The organism is Mesorhizobium ventifaucium, assembly GCF_935822925.1.
GTDB lineage: Bacteria > Pseudomonadota > Alphaproteobacteria > Rhizobiales > Rhizobiaceae > Mesorhizobium > Mesorhizobium ventifaucium.
In genome coordinates this window covers 18,728-42,225 of the sequence record NZ_CAKXZS010000046.1, presented here as the reverse complement: position 1 = coordinate 42,225, position 23,498 = coordinate 18,728, and the positions used below count along the sequence as shown (strand labels likewise).

The following is a 23,498-nucleotide window of genomic DNA, read 5'->3' as shown; positions in this document are numbered from 1 at the left end:
GATGACTGATGTAACCGAACACAGAGCAGCGCGCCCAAGGGCTGAATTCCTGCACCGGTTTTCCCTCCGCGATGCCGGCACGCTGATCGGCCTGGTCGTGATCCTCGCCGTTTTCGGCGCGCTGGTCCCGGGCTTCTTTGCCGAGCGCAATTTGATCAACATCCTGCAGCAGTCGAGCATTAACGCCTGCCTGGCGTTGGGCATGACGCTGGTGATCATCTCGGGCGGCATCGATCTGTCGGTCGGGCCGACGGCAGCCCTTTCGGCGGTCATCTCGGCCTCGATGCTGGTTGCCGGCGTGCCGTTTCCGCTGGCCATCGCCGCCGGCTTCGCCATCGGCCTCGTCTGCGGCCTGCTCAACGGCGTGCTCGTCGCCTATGTCGGGCTGCAGCCTTTCATCGTCACGCTGGGAACGCTCAGCACCTACCGGGCGCTGGCGCTGATCTATACCGGCGGCAATCCGGTGCTCGGCCTGCCTGCCGGCTTCCGCGCTATCTTCAACGGCTCGCTGTTCGGATTGCCATTGGCGGTCATCATCGTGGCAGTGGTCGCGCTGATCGCCTGGATCATTCTCAAGAAGACGCCTTTCGGCGAATATCTGCTCGCTGTCGGCGGCAATGAGGAGGCGGCCTACATAGCCGGCGTGCCGATCGCCCGCACCAAGATCGCCGCCTACGCGATCTCCGGCCTGCTGGCGGCCCTTGCCGCGCAGATCCTGATCGGCCGGCTGGGTGCCGCCGAGCCTATTCTCGGCAATCTCTGGGAACTCGATGCGATTGCTGCGGCGGCCATCGGCGGCGCCTCGCTGATGGGCGGCAAGGGCAGCGTGGTCGGCACCATCCTGGGCGCCGTCATCCTCGGCACGATGCGCAACGGCCTGACGCTGATGAATGTCCAGTCTTTCTATCAGCTTCTGGCAACTGGCCTTATAATCCTCGCCGCGATGCTTATCGATCGCGTGACGAGGGGACGTGGATGACCTTGACCAGCCTGGATCTGAAAGCAGTAGGACCGCGCATCCGCATGATGATGCCGCATTTGACGCCGCTCGAGGCGAAGGTGGTGGAGACCGTCTTCGGACGGCGCGGCTTCGACGAGACCATTCCGCTCAAGCAGATCGCCGAGGAGGCCGGCGTGTCGGAGGCGATGGTGGTGAAAATCGCCAAGAAACTGGGATTTTCCGGCTATCGCGACTTCCGTACCGCGGTCTATGAATACAGCCGTCTGCCGACCGCAGAAATGCACCAGGAGCTGTCGGCCGACGACAGTTCGGCCGAGATCGTCCAAAAAGTGTTCCGCACCTCGATCCAGGCGCTGGAGGAGACGCTGGCCATCCTCGACATGGACGATTTCGACCGCGCCGCCGATCTTTTGTACCGCGCCAGGAACCGCGATTTCTATGGCGTCGGCGGCTCGGCGCAGATCGCGCGCGACGTCTCGCACAAATTCCTGCGCATCGGCATCCGCGCATCGGTCTACGACGATTCGCACATGATGCTGATGTCGGCCTCGCTGCTCGGCGCCGACGACATCGCCGTCGGCTTTTCGCATTCCGGCAACACCAGCGCCGTCATCGATGCCATCCATCTCGCCCGCAAGAGCGGCGCGCGGACGCTGGCCATCACCAATTACGACAACTCGCCGCTGGCCGCCGTCGCCGACATCGTGCTGTGCTCGACCGCGCAGGGCTCGCCGCTGATGGGCGAGAACGCGGCGGCGCGCATCGCCCAGCTCAATATTCTCGATGCGCTGTTCGTGGCGGTGGCGCAGCGCGATTACCAGGCGGCGGAGCGCAATCTCGGCCGCACGATGTCGGCGGTGACGTCGAAACGGCGGGACAAGGGCTCATGAAGATTGGGGCTCATGAAGACTGGGGCTCATGAAAGATTGGGGCACATGACGGCGCCGCTGGTAACCGTGTTTGGCAGCCTGCATTACGACATCATGGTCGAAGCGCCCGATCGCCCGCGCAAGGGCGAAACCGTGACCGGTCGTGCCTGGCAGCCGAAATGCGGCGGCAAGGGCGGCAACCAGGCGGTCTCAGCGGCGCGGGCCGGCGTGCGCTCGGCAATGATTGGCGCCGTCGGCGATGACGATTTCGGCCGCGCGCTTGTCGACAATCTCGCGCGCTGCGGCGTCGACAGCCGCTTTGTGCGGGTCGCGCCTGGCGCCGGCTCGGGCATGAGCGTGGCGATCTTCGACGACGACGGCGATTATGGCGCGGTGATCGTCTCGGGCAGCAATCTCACCTTGGGTGAGAAGGACATCGCCGCCGCGACCGAAATGGTTGCGAAAACGGCGGTGCTGCTGCTGCAGAACGAGGTGCCGGAAGCCGCCAATATTGCCGCAGCGCGGGCGGTGAAGGCGCATGGCGGCCGCCTCGTGCTCAATGCGGCTCCCGCCCGCAAACTGTCCGGCGAATTGATAGCACTCACCGACATCGTCATCGTCAACGCCATCGAGGCGGAATTTCTGGCCGGCGTTCCGGTCGTCGATACGCTCGAAGGTGCTGCCAAGGCGGCACGCATGCTGGCCGATTTCTACCCGGCCGCGATCGTCACGGCCGGCGGGGAGGGCGTTGCCTATTGCGACCGCGACGGTGAGGCATTTGCAATGGCGGCCATTCCGGTGAAGGTGGTCAGCACCCATGGCGCCGGCGACGAGTTCGTCGGCGCGTTCGCGGCAGGCCTTGCCCGCGGGCATCAGGTCGAGGCCGCACTTGCTGCCGCCAACGCCGCCGCGGCCTTGCTGGTCGCCACGCCGGAACGGGAGCGCGAGGCGATCTGAGACGGGTGGCTGGGTCCGCCCGCTGTTGTAACAGGCGACAAGAAGCGGATGGCGAGGACTTTTCGCTCGGCTCCGACAGGCCGATAAAGTTCGACAATTGAAACGAAAGCCCGCCAACCCAAGGGATGGCGGGCTCCGTTGCCTGGATGCCAGGAACGCCACGGTAGCGACGCTGCTACTCAATGCTCCGTAGATATTCAATATTCGGCCTTCGCGCCGTCAGGCGCATCGGCCGAACAAATGAAGCCCGCGCCTCTGGCGGAGAGCGCGGGCCCGATCGAGTTGCAGCCCGATCCGCAGCAGCCGGTGAGAATTTTTCGCCGGCAAGCGTAGGGGAAGCGTCCCTCCTGCGTATTAGTCAGCAGTCGCCGCTTGCGACCAATGACCGCGAAAGGACCATCACCATGCAACGTTCAGCACTCTTTGCGGCCCTGCTTCTGGGGCTCGTACCGCTTTCCGCCGCGCACGGGCAAGACGTTTCGGGAAAGGACATTCCGGGAAAGGACATGCAGGGCAGGCGCATCCTGCAACGGGTCGACACCAATGGTGACGGCGCGATTTCAAAGGACGAGATGCTTGCGGCGCGCGAGCGCATGTTCACGAAGCTCGATCGCAATGACGACGGCGTCATCGAGGAGAAGGAGATCGAAGGCGCCCGCGACGCCATTATGGACCGCGCCGACGCCGCGCAAGCCAGGCTCGGCAACCGCTGGCGGCGCATGGACACGAACGGCGACGGCAAGGTCTCGGAGGACGAGTTCCGCAACCGCATGCCGCTGTTCGACCTCGCCGACCGCAATGGCGACGGCACGCTCTCGGCGGACGAGATCGCCGCCGTTCGCAAGCTCTTTGCCGATCGCGCCGGCTGACGATCTCATCACGTTCCTTGCTCAACTAGATAGATCCAGTCTTTTTCCAACATAATCAAGGAGTAAAAAATGCTTTCTTCAGCGAAGGTTCATCTGTTTTGCCTCGGCGCGATGCTCGTCGCGGCGGCTGCCGTGCCGGCCGCCGCCGAGGAATGGCAACGGCCGACAGTGCATGGCGGCGAGATCAGCCGCAGTGTCAGCCGGGAGGGCGGCGTCTATACCGGCTCGACCACGCGCACCGGCCCCAATGGCGGCAGCTATACGTCGAGTTCCAAATGCGTGGCGGGCGTTGTTGACCGCTGCGCCAGAAGCTACTCTGGCACCGGGCCGGACGGGCAGTCCTTCTCCGGCAAGCGGGTGTCGGCGCGTGGGCCGTTCCGTGGCCGCTTGGCCGGCAGCTTCACCGGCCCGGACGGCAACACGGTTTTCGGGTCCCGGCGCTGGCGCCGTTGACGTTCAGGAGCCTCGCCAGTTGGTGCCCGCCGCCGTGCAGCATGAGAAGCCCCGTGAGGACTACGAACTGCTGGCACGGGTGGCGGCGGGCAACCAGGGCGCGCTGTCTGAGCTCATCGCCCGCCATGGCCGCGGCTTGCGGGTGTTTGCGGCGCGCTATCTCGGCAATGCCGGCGACGCCGAGGATGTGGTGCAGGAGGTGTTCGTGACCATCTGGAAACAGGCCGCACGGTTCGACCCCGCCAGGGGACGCGCCTCGACGTGGCTGTACAGGATCACCGCCAATCGCTGCATCGACCAGCGCCGGCGCCGGGCGCTGCGGACCTTCATCGGGCTCGACGACGTCCGGGATGAGGTTGCCTCGCAAGAGCCGGGTGCCGAAGCGACGACCGCCGCGCGACAGGAGCTTGCGATCGTCCGCGACGGCCTGTCGCGCCTGCCGGAGCGGCAGCGCATGGCCGTGCTGCTGCGCGCCGTCGGCGATCTCGATATTGCGGCCATCGCCGAGGTGATGGGCGGCAGCGCCGGCTCGGCGGAGCAATTGCTGGTCCGCGGGCGACGGGCGCTAAGGGACCATTTGCGGGATCATTTGGCAATGGCGGCAGAAGGCCTGGAAAGGAAGTCCTCATGACACGGGACGAGTTCGAACGAAACAAGCGTCGCTTCGGCGACGATGTCGACGCCTGGCCGGCTCCCTTCCGGCAAGAAGCACGGGCCTTTGTCACGGGCGAAACGGACCGATCGCCGCAAGACGATCCGGATCGCGCGCTCGATCGCCTCGTGCTCGAGGCGGCGCTGATGGCCAGCGACGAAGAGGCGCTGACACGCAAGGTGCTGGCCCGCATCGATGCCAGCCGGAGGTCAACGTGGTCGTCATTCCTGCCGAGGTTCTTGCTTGAGCCGGCCGGACTGGCGGCTTGCGCTGCGGCCATGCTTGTAGCCATGACGCTGGCAGGCTACCAGGTGGCGCGGCTGCAGGACGATCTGCCGGATTCGGAGCTTCTGGCGCTGGCTTCCGGCGCGCGGCTGCCTGACAATGGCCTGTCCGACAATGGCCTGTCTGGCGATGGTATGTCCGGCATTGCCGCCGATCCGGCAGCTGGGGAGGATTCGCTTTGACGAGGCGTTCCCTGTTATGGACGGCGACGCTGGTGCTGCTCGGCCTTTCGCTTGCCGGCAACTTCTTCCTGCTCGGCTATGCGGCTCATGGCTTGCGCCAAGGATCGGCGGCGGGTGGGCTGATCACCGAGATCGCCGGCGCCTACTCGCCCGAGGTGAGGAAGGAGTTCCGCAGCATCCGCCGCGCAAACCGTCCGCGCACCTTGGCGGCACTGCGCGAGCTGCGCATGGCGCGGGCCAATCTGGCGGCGGCGCAGCAGGTTTCGCCCTTCGACGAAGCGGCGGTGAAGGACGCGATGGCGGCAGTGCGCACCGCCACGACAAACCTTCAGGCGACGATGCAGGACTATCTGTTGACCGCGCTGAAGAACGTCAAAGCCAAGCCCGCCGCCGGAAGTTGATGCTGGTTGGACTTGCCCTTCCAGGCATCGGGCGGCCGCGGGCGGCTAGTTGCAAGCTTGCAAGCAGGAACTGGTGGCGTATCCACCGAATGAGCGCAGCCGGCGCTTGCGCGTCCGGCTGCCGATGTCGTCAGTGCTTGCTCCCGCCAGAACTGACCTTGCTGCCACCGATGGCGATGCGCTTGGCCTTCGTCTGCGCGCGCTGGGTCTTGGGCAGCGTCACGGTGAGCACGCCGTTATGGAAGGCTGCGTTCACCTTGTCCTCCTCGACCTCGTAGCCGAGCGGGATGCGGCGCTCGAAGCGGCCATAGAACCGCTCGGAGAAGTGCCTGTCCTTGTCCTCGGTCTCGGAGCGTTTCTCGCCGCGCAGCGTCAGCACGCCGTCGTCGAGCAGCACCTCGATATCCTTCTCGTCCATGCCGGGGATTTCCGCGGTCACGCGGATTTCCTTCTCGCCGTCGGAGATTTCAACGCTCGGCCAGTTGCCGCGCGCCGACGAGAACCCGCTGAGCGACGGCATGCGCGTTTCGAAACCGCGGAACGCGTCGTCGATCATGCGGTTCATCTCGCGATGCAACGCCATGAACGGGTCCCGGTCCTCGTTACGATAAAAGCTGGGAACCGGACTGTTCTCCCGGCCCCAGGGAATCAGATCACGAATAGCCATTGCTGTTCTCCTTTCTCGACTGGTTGTGTCAAAGGCGAACGCCAGAGATCGCCTTCGCTCAGGCGGCCTGCTTCGGCTTCTCGACCTGTCCGGCCTTGCGCGCGCCGTCTTGCTTGGCGATCGTGATGCGACGCGGCTTCATCTCTTCGGGCACTTGGCGCACGAGGTCGATCGTCAGCAGGCCGTTGTTGAGCGAGGCGCTGGTGACCGTCATGTGATCGGCAAGCTCGAAGCGCCGTGTGAACGGTCGCACCGGAAGGCCGCGATGGAGATATTCCACCTCGTCCTGTTCCTTGCGCTCTCCCGAGACGATGAGAAGGTTCGGTTCGTGGCTGATGTCGAGATCGTTCTCGGAAAAGCCGGCGACGGCGATCCTCACGCGATAGGTGTTCTCGTCGCTTCGCTCGATGTCATAAGGCGGCCAGGTTTCGACTGCCTGAGGCGCATTTTCCAGCAGGTTGAAGATGCGGTCGAAACCGATGCTCGACCGATAGAGCGGGGAAAAGTCGAATGCGGTTCTCATAGCTACATCCTCCATGGAGCAACATAGTACGAGGGACGCCAAAGAGCTTGGCGCTCCCTGGGTTCTGCCGGTCCCATTCGGCAACCGGCATTTCGGATTTGGTTATTGTCAGGCCGAAATCAAGACCCAGATTCTGTCCCGCTGCCAGAATTTTTGTTGCCAGATTGTACTGGCCCAGATTGTACTGGCCCAGATTGTACTGGCAATGCCGGTTTCAACCGTCATTTGAGTGTCGCGGCGACACGCCGTATGGAGGATATCATGACCATTACACGCGACGACATCATTTCCGTGCTGGGCCCGGTCGACGACGCCGTCATCGCCGACATCGCCTCGACCGGCGCGACGATCGAAGAGTTGCGTGAGGCCCTTGCCTGGGTCGGCGCCGATGAGGCGCTGGTCAACGAGGGCCGCCCCTTGCCGTCGGCAAGGGTGGCGACGCTGATCGGGCTTCTCGAACCGCCGGACGACGACGTATAGCCGGCCCCGTTGTGCCGGGGCGCCGAGTTGGGGCAAGCAGGGCTGGAGAGGGGCAGGGCTGGAGAGGAGAGGGGGGTCTTGAAGCGCGCAGGCAGACGAACCATCTCGTCAGTCGGGCGCCGATCGGGCCGCCTTGCTGGTTATTCAAAGATGTTACTTGCTCTAGAAAAGAAAAAAGGAGGAAGTGATGAACGACGTCCTATTCTCCGAGCCGATCACGCTCAAGCTCCAATCCATCGGGCTCCAATCCATCGGGGAGCGCAAGGTCGCCAGCAGCTGGGAAGCCATCGAATGCATGCAGCAATGGCCGGACCGGGCGCGCGGCCGGAGCTGGCGCGCAGCCTATCGCGCCTGCCGCGACGCGCTCGACGGCTGGCGCACCGCCCGCGAGGCTCGCACCGCCTTCGTCAAGGCGGCGCGCACCGCCGGGCTGCTGGTCACGGGACGTAAATCCACCTGAACTTCACCCATCTGAACGCCAATCCACCTGAAATCGGGGCGGACGCGCTGTGCCGCAAAGGCGGCGCCTCTCATGAAAGGCGCCGCTTTCTTCTATCTCACTGCAGCGTAATGACGCCGGTGCTTGCGCCGCGATTTCAAGCTGCATCCGTCGCTTCAAACCCTTGCAGTAGCGCTGATATCATCGGGTTTTGGCACTCGATCACGGCGAGTGCTAAAATTTTTTCGGCATCCTCTTGAAAGGCTGAACCGGCAGACTAACTCGATAGGCGCGCGATGCCTGAGCAGGGGTCGCGCACCGTCGCATCAACCGTTGCACCGGTCGGCTGCGAAGGGAGGTCCAAGAAAATCTGTTTGTCCTATGAGGAGAACGACATGGCGTTCCGTCCATTGCATGACCGTATCCTGGTCCGCCGCATCGAGGTCGACGAGAAGACCGCTGGCGGCATCATCATTCCTGACACAGCCAAGGAGAAGCCGCAGGAAGGCGAGGTCATCGCCGCCGGCCCCGGCGCGCGCGACGATAGCGGACAGCTGCAGCCGCTCGACGTCAAGGTCGGCGACCGCATCCTGTTCGGCAAATGGTCGGGCACCGAGATCAAGCTCAACGGCGAGGATCTGCTCATCATGAAGGAAAGCGATGTGTTGGGCGTGATTGAAATGACCGACGAGATAAAGAAGGCCGCCTGAGCGGGGCCGCAACAACCCAGTCAACGTAAGCTGCCTATTTGAAGGAGTGATCCAATGGCTGCCAAGGATGTGAAATTCCATACCGAAGCTCGCGAGAAGATGTTGCGCGGCGTCGACACCCTCGCCAATGCAGTGAAAGTGACGCTCGGTCCCAAGGGCCGCAACGTCGTCCTCGACAAGTCGTTCGGCGCCCCGCGCATCACCAAGGATGGCGTGACCGTGGCGAAGGAGATCGAGCTCGAGGACAAGTTCGAGAATATGGGCGCACAGATGGTGCGCGAGGTGGCGTCGAAGACCAGCGACGTCGCCGGCGACGGCACCACGACGGCGACAGTGCTCGCCCAGGCGATCGTCAAGGAAGGGGCGAAGGCGGTGGCGTCGGGCATGAACCCGATGGACCTGAAGCGCGGTATCGACAAGGCGGTCGAAGCCGTCGTCGCCGAACTCAAGGCCAATGCCCGCAAGGTGACCAGGAACGACGAGATCGCCCAGGTCGGCGCCATCTCGGCCAATGGCGACGCAGAGATCGGCCGCTTCCTCGCCGAGGCGATGGAGAAGGTCGGCAATGAGGGCGTCATCACAGTCGAGGAGGCCAAGACCGCCGAGACCGAGCTAGAAGTGGTCGAGGGCATGCAGTTCGACCGCGGCTATCTCAGTCCCTATTTCATCACCAACCAGGACAAGATGCGCGTCGAGCTCGACGAGCCCTATTTGCTGATCCACGAGAAGAAGCTTTCCAACCTGCAGGCCATGCTGCCGGTGCTCGAAGCCGCAGTGCAATCGAGCAAGCCGCTGCTGATCATCGCCGAGGATGTCGAAGGCGAGGCGCTGGCCACGCTGGTCGTCAACAAGCTGCGCGGCGGCCTGAAGGTTGCAGCCGTCAAGGCGCCGGGTTTTGGTGATCGCCGCAAGGCGATGCTGGAAGATATCGCCATCCTGACCGGCGGCACAGCCATCAGCGAGGATCTCGGCATCAAGCTCGAAAACGTCACGCTGGAGATGCTCGGCCGCGCCAAAAAAGTGGTGATCGAGAAGGAGAACACCACCATCGTCGACGGCGCCGGCCGCAAGGACGAGATCCAGGGCCGCATCACCCAGATCAAGGCGCAGATCGAGGAGACCACCTCCGACTATGACCGCGAGAAGCTGCAGGAGCGGCTGGCCAAGCTCGCCGGCGGCGTCGCCGTCATCCGCGTCGGCGGCTCGACCGAGGTCGAGGTCAAGGAGCGCAAGGACCGCGTCGACGACGCCATGCACGCCACCCGCGCTGCGGTCGAGGAAGGCATACTGCCCGGCGGCGGCGTGGCGCTGCTCAGGGCGGCGAAGGCGCTCGACAATGTCGCCGTCGACAATCCCGACCAGAAGACCGGGGTCGAGATCGTGCGTCGGGCCATCGAGCAGCCGGTGCGCCAGATCGCCGAGAATGCCGGTGCGGAAGGTTCGATCATCGTCGGCAAGCTGCGCGAGAAGACCGAATTCGGCTATGGCTGGAACGCCCAGACCAATGAGTTCGGTGATCTCTACGCGCAAGGCGTGATCGACCCGGCCAAGGTGGTGCGCGCCGCTCTGCAGGACGCCGCGTCGGTCGCCGGCCTGCTCGTCACCACCGAGGCGATGGTGGCCGAGAAGCCGAAGAAGGAAGCTACCGCACCGGCCATGCCCGGGGGTGGCGGCATGGACTTCTAAGGTCAGCTTCCAAAGCGAGGCTTCTGAACGGCAGATGGACCGTGTCCGCCAAAGCGGGCACGGTCTTGCCGGTCCGGATGCGGAGCAGGTGTTGCCATGGATATGATGGACAGTTTTGGAAAGATCGCGGCGCCGACCCGCCCGAAGAACGATTTCAACTATGAAACCGATTGCAGGGCTGCGCTGGCGCCCTTGGTCGACGGCTTGCTGGATATGGCCGAGCAGGCCGGCTGGGATCGCCGCAAGGCGGCCTATACGCTGATGCTCCTGTCGGCCCAACGCGTGGGCCGGCAAGGAGGAGCGTAAATGATTGCCGCGCGCATGCGCGCATGCCTGCGCCTGTTGCGGTGGTCGGAAACCGATTTCGCCGAAGAGGCGGGCTATCCAGTCGGCAAGGCAAAGGCCTGGCTCTACGGGCGTGAACATCCGCCCCTTGTCGTAATGGCCTGGCTGGAGACGCTGGCCAAGGTGCACCGGTTGCTGCCACGGCCGATCATGCCGCCGCAGCCGGCCGCGTTGCATTCGCTGATCGGCGCTGTCGTCCCGCAGGCCGCTCTTGAGGATCGCAGCGGCCGGACAGTTGAACCCGGAAAGGAGTCAGTTGAGCTTCCAAAGGAGAGTGTCATGGATCGTTCTACTTTTGAAAAGCCGGTTACCATCCTTACCGGCCTCGGCACGCCGACCAGGATAGAAAGCGCGGCTGAGGCCTATGCGCTGCTTGCCGACTGGCCGCGGGCGAGCCGGACGGCCGCGCATGACATCGCCGCAAAAGCCTGCCGGGCCGCGATGGACGGAGAGATCGATGCCGAGACGGCGCGGGCGACCTTCGTGGCGTTTGCCCGCCGCAACGATCTTCTCGCGCCGCTGACGAGCTCTACGGTTGCAGGTGGAACAGTCGCCGATTGGGCGACGCGTTCGCAGCGTGTCAATGCGCCGGCGTGAGCGCGCTTTCCTTCTCCCCCTGTGGGAGAAGGTGGCCGAGCGAAGCTCGGTCGGATGAGGGGTGCTCCAGCTTGCAACCGCTGGCACTCCGTCCGACACCCCTCAACCGTCTCGGCGCTACGCGCCGATTCACCGCCCGGGGCGAGTCACGGGCCTCGCCCGCCCTTCGGGCCCCACAAGGGGAAAGGTAAGATCGCCCTGCACCGCCTCCTCAACCCTACCGCCTTACCCGCGATTTCAGCCAGCGGTCGAAGGCCACGGCGAGGATCAGGATCAGGCCGATGACGATGCTTTGCGTGTACGACGAGACGTTGTTGAACTGCAGCCCGTTCTGCAGCACGCCGATCAGTGCCGCACCCACCACCGTGCCGCCGACCGAGCCAATGCCGCCGAACAGCGAGGTGCCGCCGATGACCACCGCCGAGATCACGGTCAGTTCGTAGCCGATGCCGGCGACGGCTTCCGAGGAATTGAGCCTGGCCGACAGCACGAAGGCGGCAAGGCCGGCGAAGAAGCCGACGATGACGTAGACCGAGATCAGGATGCGGTCGACGCGCAGGCCCGACAGACGCGCCGCCTCGGCATTGCCGCCGACGGCGTAGACGGCGCGGCCGTAGCGCGTGTAGCGCAAGGCGATGTGGCAGAGGATCGCCGCCGCCGCGAAAATGATCGCCGGCACCGGCACCGGGCCGATCAGTCCGGTGCCGAACCAGCGCATCGACGCGTCGAAGCCGGAGATCGGGCCGCCGTTGGAGATCGTCAGCGTCAGGCCGCGAAACACGGTGAGGCCGCCAAGCGTGACGACGAAGGGCGGCACTTTCAGCCTGGTGATGGCAAAGCCCTGGACGCCGCCGGCCAGGGCGCCGACGACGACGGCGGCCAGAAGGGCTGCGAACCAGCCATAGCCTTGCGCGCCGAACGTCGACAGCGACAGCGTGTTGGCGGTGCCGCCCTTGGCCACCACCGCCGCGACCATGCCGCAGAAAGCCAGCAGCGAGCCGACCGACAGGTCGATGCCGGCGGTGAGGATGACGAAGGTCATGCCGAGCGCGATCAGCCCGGTGATCGATATCTGCCGCATGATGTTGAAAATGTTGATGGGGTCGATGAAGCTCGGCTTCAGGACGGTAAAGACGACGATCAGCAGCGCGAGGAACATCAACGGGCCGAAGCTCATCAGCAGGCGCGCGACATTGATGCCGCCGCGCTCGCTCTGTTCGGTCGTGCTGGTCATTGCGTCGCTTCCTGCGTTTGATCGAGCGCCATCAGTTCCATCAGTTTTTCCTCGGTCGCCTCGATGCCGGGCATCTCGCCGGTGATGCGGCCGCGCCGCATGGTGACGATCCTGTCCGATACCGCAAGCACTTCGGGCAATTCGGACGAGATCATCATGATGGCGATGCCGCGCCCGGCGAGCTGCACCAGGATCTGGTGCACCTCGGCCTTGGCGCCGACATCGACGCCGCGTGTCGGTTCGTCGACGATCAGCACCTTGGGGTCACGCGCCAGCCAGCGGGCGAGGATGACCTTCTGCTGGTTGCCGCCGGACAGCCCCTCGATGGGCTGCTCGGGCGAGGCCATGCGGATCGACAGCGCTTTTCTGTAGCTCGCCAGCGCCTGGCGCTCGCGGCGCTCGGCCATGAAGCCGAGACCGTTGGAGTAGCGGCCGAGTGCGGCGATGGAAAAGTTGGTGAGAATGCCGAGCGCGGCGAAGATCGCCTGATGCTTGCGGTCTTCCGGTACCAGGCCGATGCCGAGCGCGATGGCGTCGGCCGGTGTTTCAGGCGCGATCGTCTTGCCGTCGAGGGTGATGGTGCCGGCGGCGATGCGGTCGGCGCCGAAGATGGCGCGGGCAAGTTCGGTGCGGCCGGAGCCGACGAGCCCGGCGACTCCGAGGATCTCGCCCGCCTTAAGGTCGAGATCGACGCCTTCGAGCACGATGGCGTGCGGCGCCTGCGGGTCGCGCACCGTGCGCAGGCCGCGCACGGAAAGCCTGACGTCGCCGGCGACATCGCGCAGCGTCGGCCTGGCATAAAGCTCGGACGCGGCGCGGCCGACCATCTTCTCGATGATTTTCGGCAGCTTGATCGGCCCCCCCGATGGTCCCTTGTCGCGGTCGAGATGGCCGGCCAGCCTGCCGTCGCGCAGCACCGTCATGCGGTCGCAGATCGCGGAGGCCTCTTCCAGCCTGTGTGTGACGAACATGATGGCGACGCCGTCCTTGCGCAGCCGGCCCATGATCGACATCAGCTTCTGGACTTCGGTTTCGGTCAGCGCCGAGGTCGGCTCGTCCATGATGATGAGACGGCTCTTCAGCGACAGCGCGCGGGCGATCTCGACCAGCTGCTGCTCGGCCACCGACAGCGCCGACACCGGCGTCGCCGGGTCGAGGTCGAGGCCGACGCGGGCGATGATCGCGCGCGAGTCTTCTTCCATCTTCCGCCAGCTGACCAGGCCGAAGCGGCCGAGCGGCGCGCGGCCGATGAAGATATTTTCCGCCACGGTCAGCGTCGGGATCAGGCTCAGTTCCTGGTAGATGGTGACGATGCCGAGGCGCTTGGCATCCTGCGGATTGTGCGGATTGAATTCGACGCCGTCGAAGACGATGCGGCCGCTGGACGGCGGCATCACGCCGGACAGGATCTTGAGCAGCGTCGACTTGCCGGCGCCGTTCTCGCCGAGCAGGCCGAGGATCTCGCCGGGCCGAACCTCGAGCGAGACATCGTTGAGCGCAGTCACGCCGGCAAAGCGCTTGGTCACGCCTTCTACGGCGAGCAGGGCGGGAGATGGCGACGGCGCTGCGGCTTCGGCTGTGGGCAAAGGTTTCTCCCTGATTGCGATTGGCCGCGGGACAGCGCCCCCTCTGTCCTGCCGGACATCTCCCCCTCAAAGGGAGGGAGATCGGATGGGTCATGGCCGCTTTCGCTAATCTTCGGCGTTGAAGAGAGGGCGACGCATTGAAACTGCCAATCTCCTCCCTTGAGGGGGAGATGGCCGGCAGGCCAGAGGGGGGTGCTGTCCCGCCGGCCTTGCGAATCAGCCTACTTCGTCTCGCCCAGCCTTTCCGCCTTGTCCAGATTGTCCTTGCCGATGACGACCGGCGTCAGCAGGACGAGCTTTTCCTTCGGCTCGGTCTTGTCCCTGGCATAGGCGACGGCGATCTGCACCGCGGTGCGCGACTGCTCGCCGGGGAACTGTTCGACCGTGCCGGCCAGCTTGCCGTCGCGCACTGCGACCAGCGCTTCGGGAAGCGCATCGAAGCCGTAGATCTTGACGTCGGTGAAGTTGCGCGCCGCGCAGGCTTCGACCGCGCCCAGCGCCATGTCGTCATTGGCGCAGATGATCGCGTCGGGCTTGCCGTTGGCGGCAAGGCCGGCCTCGGTGACGGAGAGTGCCTCGGCGCGGGCGAAATTGGCGGTCTGCTCGAAGATGATCTGGTACTTGTCCTTCATGGGGTCGAGGACGTTGTGCACGCCCTTGTTGCGGTCGATCGCCGGCCCAGCACCTGGCTGGCCCTGCAGATGGAAAATCTTGGCGCCGTTCGGGAACGCCGCCACCATGGCCTGCGCTTCGGCCTCGCCGCCCTTGACGTTGTCGGCGCCGACATGGGCGAGGATGCCTTCGACCCCGTCGACGCGGCGGTCGATGGTGACGACGGGGACGCCGGCCTGGACCGCTTGCTCGATTGCCGGGGCCAGCGCGTTGACGTCGAGTGGCGAGATGACGATGGCGTTGACCTTCTGCACGAGTGCTGCCTCGATATCGGCGGTCTGCTTGGGCGCCGAGTTCTGGCCGTCGCTTTCGACAAGGTTGACGCCCTGCGCCTGAGCTTCCGCCTTGATCTGGTTCAGCATGTGCACGAAGAACGGAAAGCCGAGGCTCGGCACCGAACCAAGGATGGTTAGCTTGTCTTGGGCGACCGCCAGTTGCGGAGCGGCCAGCGCCAATGTGCCGATCGCCACGGACGACAGCAGGAATTCACGTCTGTTGATCAATTTAGTCTCCTCCACATGAGCGCATGAACCCGAAAACCGGTTCCGGTTTTCCGGAGGTTCCTGCGTCGATCCAGAAATGGAGTGTCCTTTGAGCGCCCAAGGGGACGCAACGGCGCTCCAGCCGGTCCACCGCGACGTTCTCCTCCGCTCGGCGCCGGCGGCCGGATGCTAGCCAAGGTCGGAGACTTGCGCAAGAACGGGGTGCTGGCCTTCCCTCGCCCGTGGGGCCCACGAGCGGGAGAAGGGAAGATCACCGGTCGATCGTCACCATGACGCGTTCGTTGTAGCGCTTACCCGCGACCTTGCCCGGCGCCAGCGCGTCGTCGAGCGTCTGCATCTCGGCGGGTTCGAGCTTGATCGCGGCGGCGGCGACATTTTCCTCGAGGTATTTTCGGCGCTTGGTGCCGGGGATCGGCACGATATCGATGCCGAAATCGCTGCCCTTGTGCAGCAGCCAGGCCAGCGCGATCTGGCCGGGCTTGACGCCCTTGGCCGCCGCGATGTCGCGGACAATCCCGGCGGCCTGCACATTGGCGTCGTAGTTGGCGCCCTGGTAGCGCGGGTCACCGCGGCGGAAGTCGCCTTCCGGATAGTCCTCGGCGCGCTTGACGTCGCCGGTGAGAAAGCCGCGGCCAAGCGGCGCGAACGGCACCAGGCCGATGCCGAGTTCGCTGAGCAGCGGGATGATCTCCGGCTCCAGATTGCGCTCCCACAGCGAATATTCGCTCTGCACCGCCGACACCGGTTGCACGGCGTGCGCACGGCGGATGTTGGCCGCACCCGCCTCCGACAGGCCGAAGAAGCGCACCTTGCCTTCAGCGATGAGTTCGCTGACAGCACCCGCCACATCCTCGATCGGCACCGCCGGGTCGACGCGGTGTTGGTAAAGCAGGTCGATATGGTCGGTGGCGAGCCGGCTGAGCGAGCCTTCGACCGCCTCGCGGATATGCTCGGGCCGGCTGTCGCGGTCGGTGCCGATCTGCTTGCCGTTTTCGATACGGAAGCCGAATTTGGTGGCGATCGTCACTTCGCCACGCCGGCCCTTCAGGGCGCGCCCTAGCAGTTCCTCGTTGGTGTGCGGGCCATACACTTCCGCCGTGTCGAGGAAGGTGCAACCGAACTCGATGGCGCGGTGCAGCGTAGCGATCGATTCCGCCTCGTCGGCCGGGCCGTAGGACTGGCTCATGCCCATGCAGCCGAGGCCGATCACCGATACCTGCAGCCCCTGGCTGCCCAGCTTGCGTGTGCTCAAGGTCATGGATGATCTCTCCGGATAATTGTCAGGGTTCGTATGCGTCAGGACGATATAGAGCGTTGGCTCAGTTTCCACAGTCGCTCGGTCGAGGCTGATCGCACGATCGTGCGAGCTTTTCCGCTAAGCGCCTTGCCCAGTGTTGCCCAGTGCCCAGAAATTGACAGAACACCCGGTCTCGGCCATCCTTGTGTCAGCCGCCTTTTCCTGCGGCGGCGTGTGTATGAGCGAGTCCATGGCCAGTTCCGTCACCAGCCAGAATTCCAAGCGCGCTGCAGTGCGCAGGGCGCTCGGCCGCCACAAGGTCTACATCACCGCACAGAGCTTTTCCGCCGGCGCCTACAAGGCGCGTGTCCTCGTCGACGGTGAGGCCTACTGGGTCGACGAATTCCGGTTGAGCCAGCTCCAGCAGGGTCTGTCGCCGGCCGAGCTCGAACTGACGCCGGCCACTGACGATTGAGCCGGTGACATCCATCTCTTCGTCATCCCAGGGCGGAGCAGGAGCGAACCGACGTCGCGGAGACTCTTGGATCCATGCCGTGACATCGGGGCGTCGCTGCGATGGAGTTTTGATGCTGGCGGGACAGCACCCCCCTCTGGCCTGCCCTCTTTGCCATCACTTGCCATCTCCCCCGCAAGGGGGGAGATCGGATGTCGCGAGTGCTTTCGCCAATCTCCGACGTCGAAGAAGAGACGCCGACGTACAAACTGCCAATCTCCTTCCTTGCGGGGGAGATGTCCGGCAGGACAGAGGGGGGTGCGAAGAAACTCGACGCTCGTTGCTCTTGCCCACCACCCACGCCTAGCCCCATGCCGGCTCCCTCCAAACTCAAGGCCTATCGCGCCAAGCGCGAATTCAGCAAGACGCCGGAACCCGTCGGCGGGCTGGTTGCCGCAGAAGGCAATCGCTTCGTCGTCCACAAGCATCGCGCTACCGCTGACCATTACGATCTTCGCCTGCAGGTCGGTGACGTGCTGAAGAGCTGGGCGGTGCCTCGCGGTCCATCGCTCAATCCGGCCGACAAGCGGCTGGCGGTCGAGACCGAGGACCATCCGCTTGAATATATCGACTTCGAAGGCGTCATTCCCGAGGGCGAATATGGCGGCGGGCCGATGATCGTCTGGGACACCGGCGTCTGGGCGCCGATGGACGATGTCGAAAAGAGCTTGCGCACCGGTTCCTTCAAATTTCGTCTCGCCGGCGAGAAGCTGAATGGCGGCTGGATGCTGACCAGGCTGAAACCGAAGCCCGGCGAGAATGAGGGCAAAAAGAACTGGCTGCTGTTCAAGGAGCGCGACCTCGCTGCCGATACGGCGCTCGACATCCTTGCCGAGCGGCCGGAAAGCGTCAAATCGGGACGGCGGATCGAGGAACTGGTCGAAGCGCCGAAGCCAGCCCAAAAGCCTGCGAAACCGGTGGCGCTGAAACCCGGTGCGCTGCCGGGTGCGGTCAAGGCGCCGCTGCCTTCCCGGATCGAGCCGCAGCTGGCCACGCAGGTTCCGAAGCCGCCGGGCGGCGAAGGCCTCGCGGAAAAAACGCCCGAAACCTGGCTGCATGAGATCAAGTTCGACGGCTACCGCACCATGGCGCATCTGGCCGACGGCGCGGTCAAATTGATCACCCGCGCCGGTCTCGACTGGACCAGGCGCTATGGCGACCTGCCGCTCGCCTTTGCCAGGGTGCCCTGCCGCGATGCAATCATCGACGGCGAGGTCGTTGCGCTCGACGCCAAGGGCATCAGCCGCTTCGCGCTGCTGCAGGATGCATTGGCGCAAGGCGCCGGCAACAAGCTCCACTTCTATGCCTTCGACCTGTTGTATCTCGACGGCTGGGACCTGAGAAATGCGCCGCTCAGCCGGCGCAAGGCGCTGCTGTCGCAATTGCTGTCCGGCCTGGGCGCCAACTCCGCCATCCAGTTCTCAGACCACGTCGAAGGCGATGGCCAGGCGCTCTACGACCAGGCCTCCGAGATGGGGCTGGAAGGCATCGTCTCCAAGCGCGCCACGGCGATCTACCAGAGCGGCCGCACCAAGACCTGGACCAAGACCAAGGCGCTGAAGACCGGCGATTTCGTCATCGCCGGCTACACCACCTCGGTTGCTGCCGAGGGACTGGCCGCACTCGGGCTCGGCGAATTCGAGGATGGCGAACTGCACTATCGCGGCAAGGTCGGCACCGGCTTCGACGCCGCCACCGCCACAGAGTTGTTTTCCCGCCTGGAGCCGCTGCGCGCCGGCGCGTCGGCGCCCGAAGGGGTTCCGCGCGAGATCATGCGCGAGATGAACTGGGTGCGGCCGCTGCTTTCGGCGCATATCCACTATGCCAACCGGACCACCGACAATGCGCTGCGCCATGCCGTGTTCCGCGGGCTGCGCGACGTCGGCCTGTCGACGCCTGTATCGGCCAAGCGCAAGCGGCTGATCGCCGAGGCCGACCTCGCCACGATCTGGGTGACCAACCCGACGCGGCGGCTGTTCGGCAGAACCGGACCGACCAAGCTCGATATTGCCGTCTACTACGCGCTGGTCGGCGACTTCATGCTGCCCCACATTCTGGGCCGCCCGGTGTCGCTGGTGCGCTGCCCGACCGGCAAACCGCAGGACTGCTTCTTCCAGCGCCATGCCTTCACCGGCATGCCGTCATCGGTGGCGACTTTCGAGGCGACCAATTCCGAGGGCGAGACCAAATCCTACCTGTCGGTCGAGGACGCCAAGGGCTATCTGGCGCTGGCGCAGTTCGGCGTCGTCGAGTTCCACACCTGGGGCACCCATCGCACGCGGCTCGACAAACCCGACCTGATCGTCTTCGACCTCGACCCAGGCGAGGGGGTTAGCTGGCGCGAGGTGGTCGAGGCCGCGGTGCATATCCGCGCCGAGCTCGAAGCGATGGGGCTGGTGCCGTTCGCGAAAACGTCGGGCGGCAAGGGCATCCACATATCAGTGCCGGTCACGCAAAAACAGAACTGGAAGAAACTGCACCAGGCGACCAGCGCCATCTCCTCGGCATTGACCGCCACCGCGCCCGACATTTTCACCACCACGATGGGCAAGGACAACCGCAAGCGGCGCATCTTCATCGATTATCACCGCAACGCGCGCGGCCACACTTCGGCCGCACCCTATTCGCTGCGCGCCCGCACCAATTTGCCGGCCTCGACGCCGGTGAGCTGGTCCGATCTGGAATCCATCGACGCTCCGGAAGATTTGAATTATTCTTCACTGCCGGGCCTTCTGGCCACCTCCGGCGATCCCTGGGCCGACATGGAAGATTTCGCTAGGGATTTGCCGGTATTGTGAGGGCGATGTAGGTTTTGCGCAGCGTCGTTCGTCCTTTGGACGAAGCGCTGCGAACAGTTCGACAGTGCACGGCCGCGTAGGAGAGTTTTTATGGCGCCCAGGGCAAGTTGGAAAGGTTACCTCAAGCTCAGTCTCGTCAGCTGTCCGGTCCGGCTGTATCCGGCGACGAGTGCCAGTGAGCGCATCAGCTTCAATCAGCTGCACAAGGACACCCATAACCGCATCAACATGAAGCCGGTCGATCCCGAGCTCGGGCTGGTCGAGCGCTCGGACCTGGTCAAGGGTTACGAATACGAGGACAAGCAGTACATCATCATCGACGATGCCGACCTCGAGGCGGTGCGCATTGAATCCAACCACACGATGAACATCGAAGCCTTCGTCGACGAGCATTCGGTCGACGTCATCTACCAGGACGCGCCCTATTATCTGGCGCCCGATGGCGCGATGGCGGAGGAAACCTTCGCCGTGCTGCGCGAAGCGATGCGCAAGTCGGGCAAGCTGGCGATCGCGCGGCTGGTGCTGTCCAGCCGCGAGCGCGTGGTGACGATCGGCGCGCGCGAGAACGGCATGTTCGTCTGCACCTTGAGGAACCCGAACGAAGTGCGCGGCACGGCTGAATATTTCGGCAACATCCCCGCCGGCAAGCCCGATCCGGAAATGCTGCAGCTCGCCGAAGCGCTGATCAAGCAGAAGGAAACCAGCTTCGATCCGAAGAACTACGAGGATCGCTATGAGATCGCGCTGATGGCGATGATCCGCGAGAAGCTCAAGGGTCACAAGCCGATCATCGCCGCCGCCCCCGAGCGCGGCAATGTGATCAATTTGATGGATGCGCTGAAGGCCAGCCTGTCGCAATCCGCCAAGCCGCCGGCCAAGAGCAAGAGCAAGGCCGATGAAGCGGCGAAACCGGCGGCCAAGGGCAAAACCCCAGCGGCCAAGGAAAATCCGCTCAAGACCAACCTTCTCAAGGCCGTCGGCAAGAGCAAGGCGTGACGGCTCTCGCCGGCAGCGTCTTCGGCACCATCGGCGCGCTGGCGGCGTTTCCGCTGAGGCTGGCGGCGCGCGAGGTCGAGCGCCAGCAGGGCCAGCTGCGGCGCGGCGTCACCCGGCGCACGACACATGTCGTGTTCGGCCGCTTGTATCTCGCCCAGGCGGGGGATGCCGAGATCGAGCGCCGCGTCGCCGCCGAGCGCGCGGCCGGCCGAAAGCTGATCAGCGAAAACGGCTTTTTGCGCCTGCTCGGGCTGACGAAGGCGCCGGAGACCTCTGCCCTGTCGCGGCAGTCGCTTCTCGATCAATCGCGGTTGGCCGCATCCGACCTCGACCTTCTCAGTCTGTTCGATGCGTTCGAGCATGATTGCGAGCCCTATTCCTTCCGCGATTTGATCCTGGCCCGCAAATATGCCGGGCTGATTGCCGGCGGCGCGTCATGGGGGGCGATCGCGCGCTCCGTGCACCGCTCCGGCCCGGTCGCCTCGCTCACCGCCAAGTCACTGAACGTCGGCTCGCAGCATGGGCGCGCGGATGCGATCTATCTCGATGGCGGCCAGAGCGAACTCGACGGCCAGCTGCTGTTCGACTTGGGGTCGCCGGATGACGACACGCTGGAAGAACTGTTCGCCGACGCTGAAGCCGCGGAAGAGGCTGAACACCACGCGCAAGCGGCCGCACTCTACCAGCGCTGTCTGGCCATCGACCCGACCGATGCCATCGCCGCCTTCAACCGCGCCAACTGCCTGCGCGCCTCCGGCCACGCGGCCGAGGCGGCGCATGACTATGCCCGCGCCATCAAGTGCGACCCAGGCTTTGTCGAGGCCTGGTTCAATCTGGCCGGGCTGATGAGCGATGAGGGCCGCGACGGCTCGGCGCGACGGCATCTGCAAAAGGCGATCGCGCTCGATGCCAATTATGCCGATGCGGTGTTCAACCTTGCGAGGCTGGAGTTCGACGCCGGCAACTTCGCCGAGGCGCGGCGGAACTGGGCGCGCTATCTCGAGCTCGACGCCAGCTCCGAATGGGCGCGCATGGCGACCAAGGGTATTCAGTTCGTCGATTTGCAACTGGCGCGGATGTCGGCGGGGTGAGGCGATGGCGCTACCTTCTCCCCTTGTGGGAGAAGGTGGATCGGCGCGTAGCGCCGAGACGGTTGAGGGGTGTTGGAAGGATCGCCATCGGTGCCAAGCTGGAGCACCCCTCATCCGACCTCGCTTCGCGAGGCCACCTTCTCCCACAAGGGGAGAAGGGGTCGTCAACGTTGGAGTTCCCATGACCACCTTCCTCTTCGACGGCGCCGAAACAGCCCCAATCACCGTCCTGCTCGCCCATGGCGCCGGCGCGCCGATGGATTCTGCCTCGATGAATGCCACGGCAAAAGCGCTGGCCGAAGTCGGTTTCCGCGTTGCGCGCTTTGAATTCCACTACATGGCGGCCCGCCGCTACGGCCATCGCAAGCCGCCGCCGCGCGCCGAGACGGTGAATCCGGAATACGCCAAGGCGATCGGCGACCTGAGGGCGAAGGGCGTGAAGGGGCCGCTCATCATCGGCGGCAAGTCGATGGGCGGCCGCGTCGCTTCGATGATCGCCGACGAGATGTTTTCGAAGGGCGAGATATCAGGGCTTCTTTGTCTGGGCTATCCCTTCCATCCGCCGGGCAAACCGACGCAGCTTCGGACAAAACACCTCGCCGATCTCAAGACGCCGACATTGACCTTCCAGGGCACACGCGACGAGTTCGGGACCAGGGACGAGGTCGCGACCTACGATCTTTCCGACCGCATCGAAATCCACTGGCTGGAAGACGGCGACCACGATTTGAAGCCGCGCAAGAGCATCTCCGGTTTTTCGGCCGCCGATCATCTGAAGGCTCTCGCTGATGCGGTGAAGGCGTGGACCGAGCGCATCGTGCGCTGAAGCAGGCCGATGAAGATCGCCACCTTCAACGTCAACAACATCAACGGCCGGCTGCAGAACCTGCTGGCCTGGCTGACTGTCGCCAAGCCCGACATCGTTTGCCTGCAGGAGCTGAAGGCGAGACAGACGCAGCTTCCGCGCACAGCACTCGCCGCGGCCGGCTATGGCGCGGTTTGGGTGGGGCAGCCGACCTGGAACGGCGTCGCCATACTGGCGCGGGGTTCAGAACCGGTTCTGATCCGCGAGGCGCTGCCCGGCGACGACAGCGACCAGCAGGCCCGCTACATCGAGGCGGCGGTCAGCGGCATCGTCATCGCCTGCCTTTATGCGCCGAACGGCAACCCGCAGCCCGGCCCGAAATTCCAGTACAAACTTGCCTGGCACCAACGGCTGAACGCCCATGCGGCGGAACTGTTCGACACCGGGCTGCCGGTGGTGCTGGCCGGCGACTACAACATCGTGCCCGAGACGCGCGATATCTATCCGACCCGCTCCTATGACGACAATGCGCTGGTGCAGCCGGAAAGCCGCGCCGCCTTCGCAGCGCTGCTCGACCAGGGCTGGACCGACGCGCTGCGCAAGAAGCACCCGAAGGAGACGCTCTATACATTCTGGGACTATCGCCGCAACCGCTGGCCGCGCGACGCCGGCCTGCGGCTCGACCATATATTGCTCTCCAAGAAACTGGCGCGCCGGCTGACCGGGGCAGGCATCGACCGCGACGTCCGCGGCGAGCCCGGCGCCAGCGACCACGCCCCGGTGTGGGTGGAGTTACGGTGAGGGGTGGAGAGCCAATCTCCCCCACAAGGGGAGTTACGGTGAGGGGTGGAGAGCCAATCTCCCCCACAAGGGGAGTTCCGCCGATAGCGCCTCTGTTTCGAGGTTGGCGATTGGCGAAATCAAATGTGACGGCCGATCTCCCCCCAAGTGGGGGAGATGTCCGGCAGGACAGAGGGGCGCCAACC

The 23,498-nt window shown here is 64.7% G+C and carries 26 protein-coding genes; 20 read left to right on the top strand and 6 right to left on the bottom strand.

Annotation, left to right across the window (positions count from 1 at the left end):
• Position 1 precedes the first annotated feature (1 nt).
• The 8 genes from NMG70_RS28640 to NMG70_RS28605 all read left to right on the top strand — a co-directional run bounded on the left by NMG70_RS28640 (position 2) and on the right by NMG70_RS28605 (position 5,629).
• Positions 2–979: an ABC transporter permease gene (locus NMG70_RS28640; protein WP_254027598.1), complete on the top strand. Its 978-nt coding sequence runs from the start codon at positions 2–4 to the stop codon at positions 977–979.
• Positions 976–1,851, top strand: coding sequence for a MurR/RpiR family transcriptional regulator (locus NMG70_RS28635; protein WP_254027597.1), 876 nt, complete (start codon positions 976–978; stop codon positions 1,849–1,851). The genes NMG70_RS28640 and NMG70_RS28635 overlap by 4 nt, the downstream gene beginning before the upstream one ends.
• Positions 1,852–1,896: 45 nt before the next feature.
• Positions 1,897–2,787, top strand: coding sequence for a ribokinase (locus NMG70_RS28630; protein WP_254027596.1), 891 nt, complete (start codon positions 1,897–1,899; stop codon positions 2,785–2,787).
• A gap of 404 nt (positions 2,788–3,191) precedes the next feature.
• Complete coding sequence (locus tag NMG70_RS28625; RefSeq protein ID WP_254027595.1) at positions 3,192–3,656, top strand: EF-hand domain-containing protein; 465 nt, start codon at positions 3,192–3,194, stop codon at positions 3,654–3,656.
• 69 nt (positions 3,657–3,725) lie between these two features.
• Positions 3,726–4,109, top strand: a complete 384-nt coding sequence (locus NMG70_RS28620) for a hypothetical protein (protein ID WP_254027594.1) — start codon at positions 3,726–3,728, stop codon at positions 4,107–4,109.
• Between the two features lie 22 nt (positions 4,110–4,131).
• Complete coding sequence (locus tag NMG70_RS28615; protein ID WP_254027611.1) at positions 4,132–4,740, top strand: RNA polymerase sigma factor; 609 nt, start codon at positions 4,132–4,134, stop codon at positions 4,738–4,740.
• On the top strand, positions 4,737–5,228 hold the full coding sequence (locus NMG70_RS28610; protein WP_254027593.1) for a hypothetical protein: 492 nt from the start codon (positions 4,737–4,739) through the stop codon (positions 5,226–5,228). Before NMG70_RS28615 ends, NMG70_RS28610 begins: the two co-directional genes overlap by 4 nt.
• Positions 5,225–5,629 (top strand): periplasmic heavy metal sensor, encoded by a 405-nt coding sequence (locus tag NMG70_RS28605; protein WP_254027592.1) that lies wholly within the window; start codon positions 5,225–5,227, stop codon positions 5,627–5,629. Before NMG70_RS28610 ends, NMG70_RS28605 begins: the two co-directional genes overlap by 4 nt.
• 130 nt (positions 5,630–5,759) lie before the next feature.
• Here the strand turns inward: NMG70_RS28605 and NMG70_RS28600 are convergent, their stop codons facing one another.
• A complete protein-coding gene (locus NMG70_RS28600) occupies positions 5,760–6,296 on the bottom strand; it encodes an Hsp20/alpha crystallin family protein (protein ID WP_254027591.1) in 537 nt (178 codons plus the stop codon).
• A gap of 58 nt (positions 6,297–6,354) precedes the next feature.
• Entirely contained in the window at positions 6,355–6,819 is a 465-nt protein-coding gene (locus NMG70_RS28595) for an Hsp20 family protein (protein ID WP_254027590.1), read from the bottom strand.
• A gap of 261 nt (positions 6,820–7,080) precedes the next feature.
• On the opposite strand from NMG70_RS28595, the gene NMG70_RS28590 reads away from it, so the two are divergent.
• The 6 genes from NMG70_RS28590 (at position 7,081) to NMG70_RS33100 (ending at position 11,076) form a co-directional block, all read left to right on the top strand.
• Complete coding sequence (locus NMG70_RS28590; RefSeq protein ID WP_254027589.1) at positions 7,081–7,299, top strand: hypothetical protein; 219 nt, start codon at positions 7,081–7,083, stop codon at positions 7,297–7,299.
• 187 nt (positions 7,300–7,486) lie between these two features.
• Positions 7,487–7,759, top strand: a complete 273-nt coding sequence (locus NMG70_RS28585) for a DUF982 domain-containing protein (protein WP_254027588.1) — start codon at positions 7,487–7,489, stop codon at positions 7,757–7,759.
• Positions 7,760–8,133: 374 nt separating this feature from the next.
• Positions 8,134–8,448 (top strand): co-chaperone GroES, encoded by a 315-nt coding sequence (locus NMG70_RS28580; protein WP_254027587.1) that lies wholly within the window; start codon positions 8,134–8,136, stop codon positions 8,446–8,448.
• 54 nt (positions 8,449–8,502) lie between these two features.
• Complete coding sequence (groL, locus tag NMG70_RS28575; RefSeq protein ID WP_254027586.1) at positions 8,503–10,134, top strand: chaperonin GroEL; 1,632 nt, start codon at positions 8,503–8,505, stop codon at positions 10,132–10,134.
• Positions 10,135–10,230: 96 nt separating this feature from the next.
• Positions 10,231–10,440, top strand: a complete 210-nt coding sequence (locus NMG70_RS28570; protein WP_254027585.1) for a hypothetical protein — start codon at positions 10,231–10,233, stop codon at positions 10,438–10,440.
• Positions 10,441–11,076 carry a DUF982 domain-containing protein gene (locus NMG70_RS33100; RefSeq protein WP_367185610.1) on the top strand — a complete coding sequence of 212 codons (636 nt, stop codon included), beginning with the start codon at positions 10,441–10,443 and terminating at the stop codon, positions 11,074–11,076.
• A 217-nt stretch (positions 11,077–11,293) separates the two neighbouring features.
• On the opposite strand, the gene NMG70_RS28560 is transcribed toward NMG70_RS33100, so the two are convergent.
• The 4 genes from NMG70_RS28560 to NMG70_RS28545 form a co-directional block, all read right to left on the bottom strand.
• Positions 11,294–12,310: an ABC transporter permease gene (locus tag NMG70_RS28560; protein WP_254027584.1), complete on the bottom strand. Its 1,017-nt coding sequence runs from the start codon at positions 12,308–12,310 to the stop codon at positions 11,294–11,296.
• Complete coding sequence (locus NMG70_RS28555; RefSeq protein ID WP_254027583.1) at positions 12,307–13,896, bottom strand: sugar ABC transporter ATP-binding protein; 1,590 nt, start codon at positions 13,894–13,896, stop codon at positions 12,307–12,309. Before NMG70_RS28555 ends, NMG70_RS28560 begins: the two co-directional genes overlap by 4 nt.
• A 221-nt stretch (positions 13,897–14,117) precedes the next feature.
• On the bottom strand, positions 14,118–15,068 hold the full coding sequence (locus tag NMG70_RS28550; RefSeq protein ID WP_254027609.1) for a substrate-binding domain-containing protein: 951 nt from the start codon (positions 15,066–15,068) through the stop codon (positions 14,118–14,120).
• Between the two features lie 253 nt (positions 15,069–15,321).
• The gene (locus NMG70_RS28545) at positions 15,322–16,329 is read right to left on the bottom strand and encodes an aldo/keto reductase (RefSeq protein ID WP_254027582.1); all 1,008 of its coding nucleotides are present in this window, start codon (positions 16,327–16,329) and stop codon (positions 15,322–15,324) included.
• A gap of 229 nt (positions 16,330–16,558) precedes the next feature.
• Between NMG70_RS28545 and NMG70_RS28540 the strand changes: the two genes are divergently transcribed.
• The 6 genes from NMG70_RS28540 to NMG70_RS28515 all read left to right on the top strand — a co-directional run bounded on the left by NMG70_RS28540 (position 16,559) and on the right by NMG70_RS28515 (position 23,313).
• Positions 16,559–16,783, top strand: coding sequence for a hypothetical protein (locus tag NMG70_RS28540; protein ID WP_023799025.1), 225 nt, complete (start codon positions 16,559–16,561; stop codon positions 16,781–16,783).
• A gap of 350 nt (positions 16,784–17,133) precedes the next feature.
• Positions 17,134–19,620, top strand: a complete 2,487-nt coding sequence (gene ligD, locus NMG70_RS28535) for a DNA ligase D (protein ID WP_254027581.1) — start codon at positions 17,134–17,136, stop codon at positions 19,618–19,620.
• A gap of 90 nt (positions 19,621–19,710) precedes the next feature.
• On the top strand, positions 19,711–20,616 hold the full coding sequence (ku, locus tag NMG70_RS28530; RefSeq protein WP_254027580.1) for a non-homologous end joining protein Ku: 906 nt from the start codon (positions 19,711–19,713) through the stop codon (positions 20,614–20,616).
• The gene (locus NMG70_RS28525; protein ID WP_254027579.1) at positions 20,613–21,707 is read left to right on the top strand and encodes a tetratricopeptide repeat protein; all 1,095 of its coding nucleotides are present in this window, start codon (positions 20,613–20,615) and stop codon (positions 21,705–21,707) included. The genes ku and NMG70_RS28525 overlap by 4 nt, the downstream gene beginning before the upstream one ends.
• A gap of 181 nt (positions 21,708–21,888) precedes the next feature.
• Positions 21,889–22,533 (top strand): alpha/beta hydrolase family protein, encoded by a 645-nt coding sequence (locus NMG70_RS28520; protein WP_254027578.1) that lies wholly within the window; start codon positions 21,889–21,891, stop codon positions 22,531–22,533.
• Between the two features lie 9 nt (positions 22,534–22,542).
• The gene (locus NMG70_RS28515; RefSeq protein WP_254027577.1) at positions 22,543–23,313 is read left to right on the top strand and encodes an exodeoxyribonuclease III; all 771 of its coding nucleotides are present in this window, start codon (positions 22,543–22,545) and stop codon (positions 23,311–23,313) included.
• The last annotated feature ends 185 nt before the right edge of the window (positions 23,314–23,498 follow it).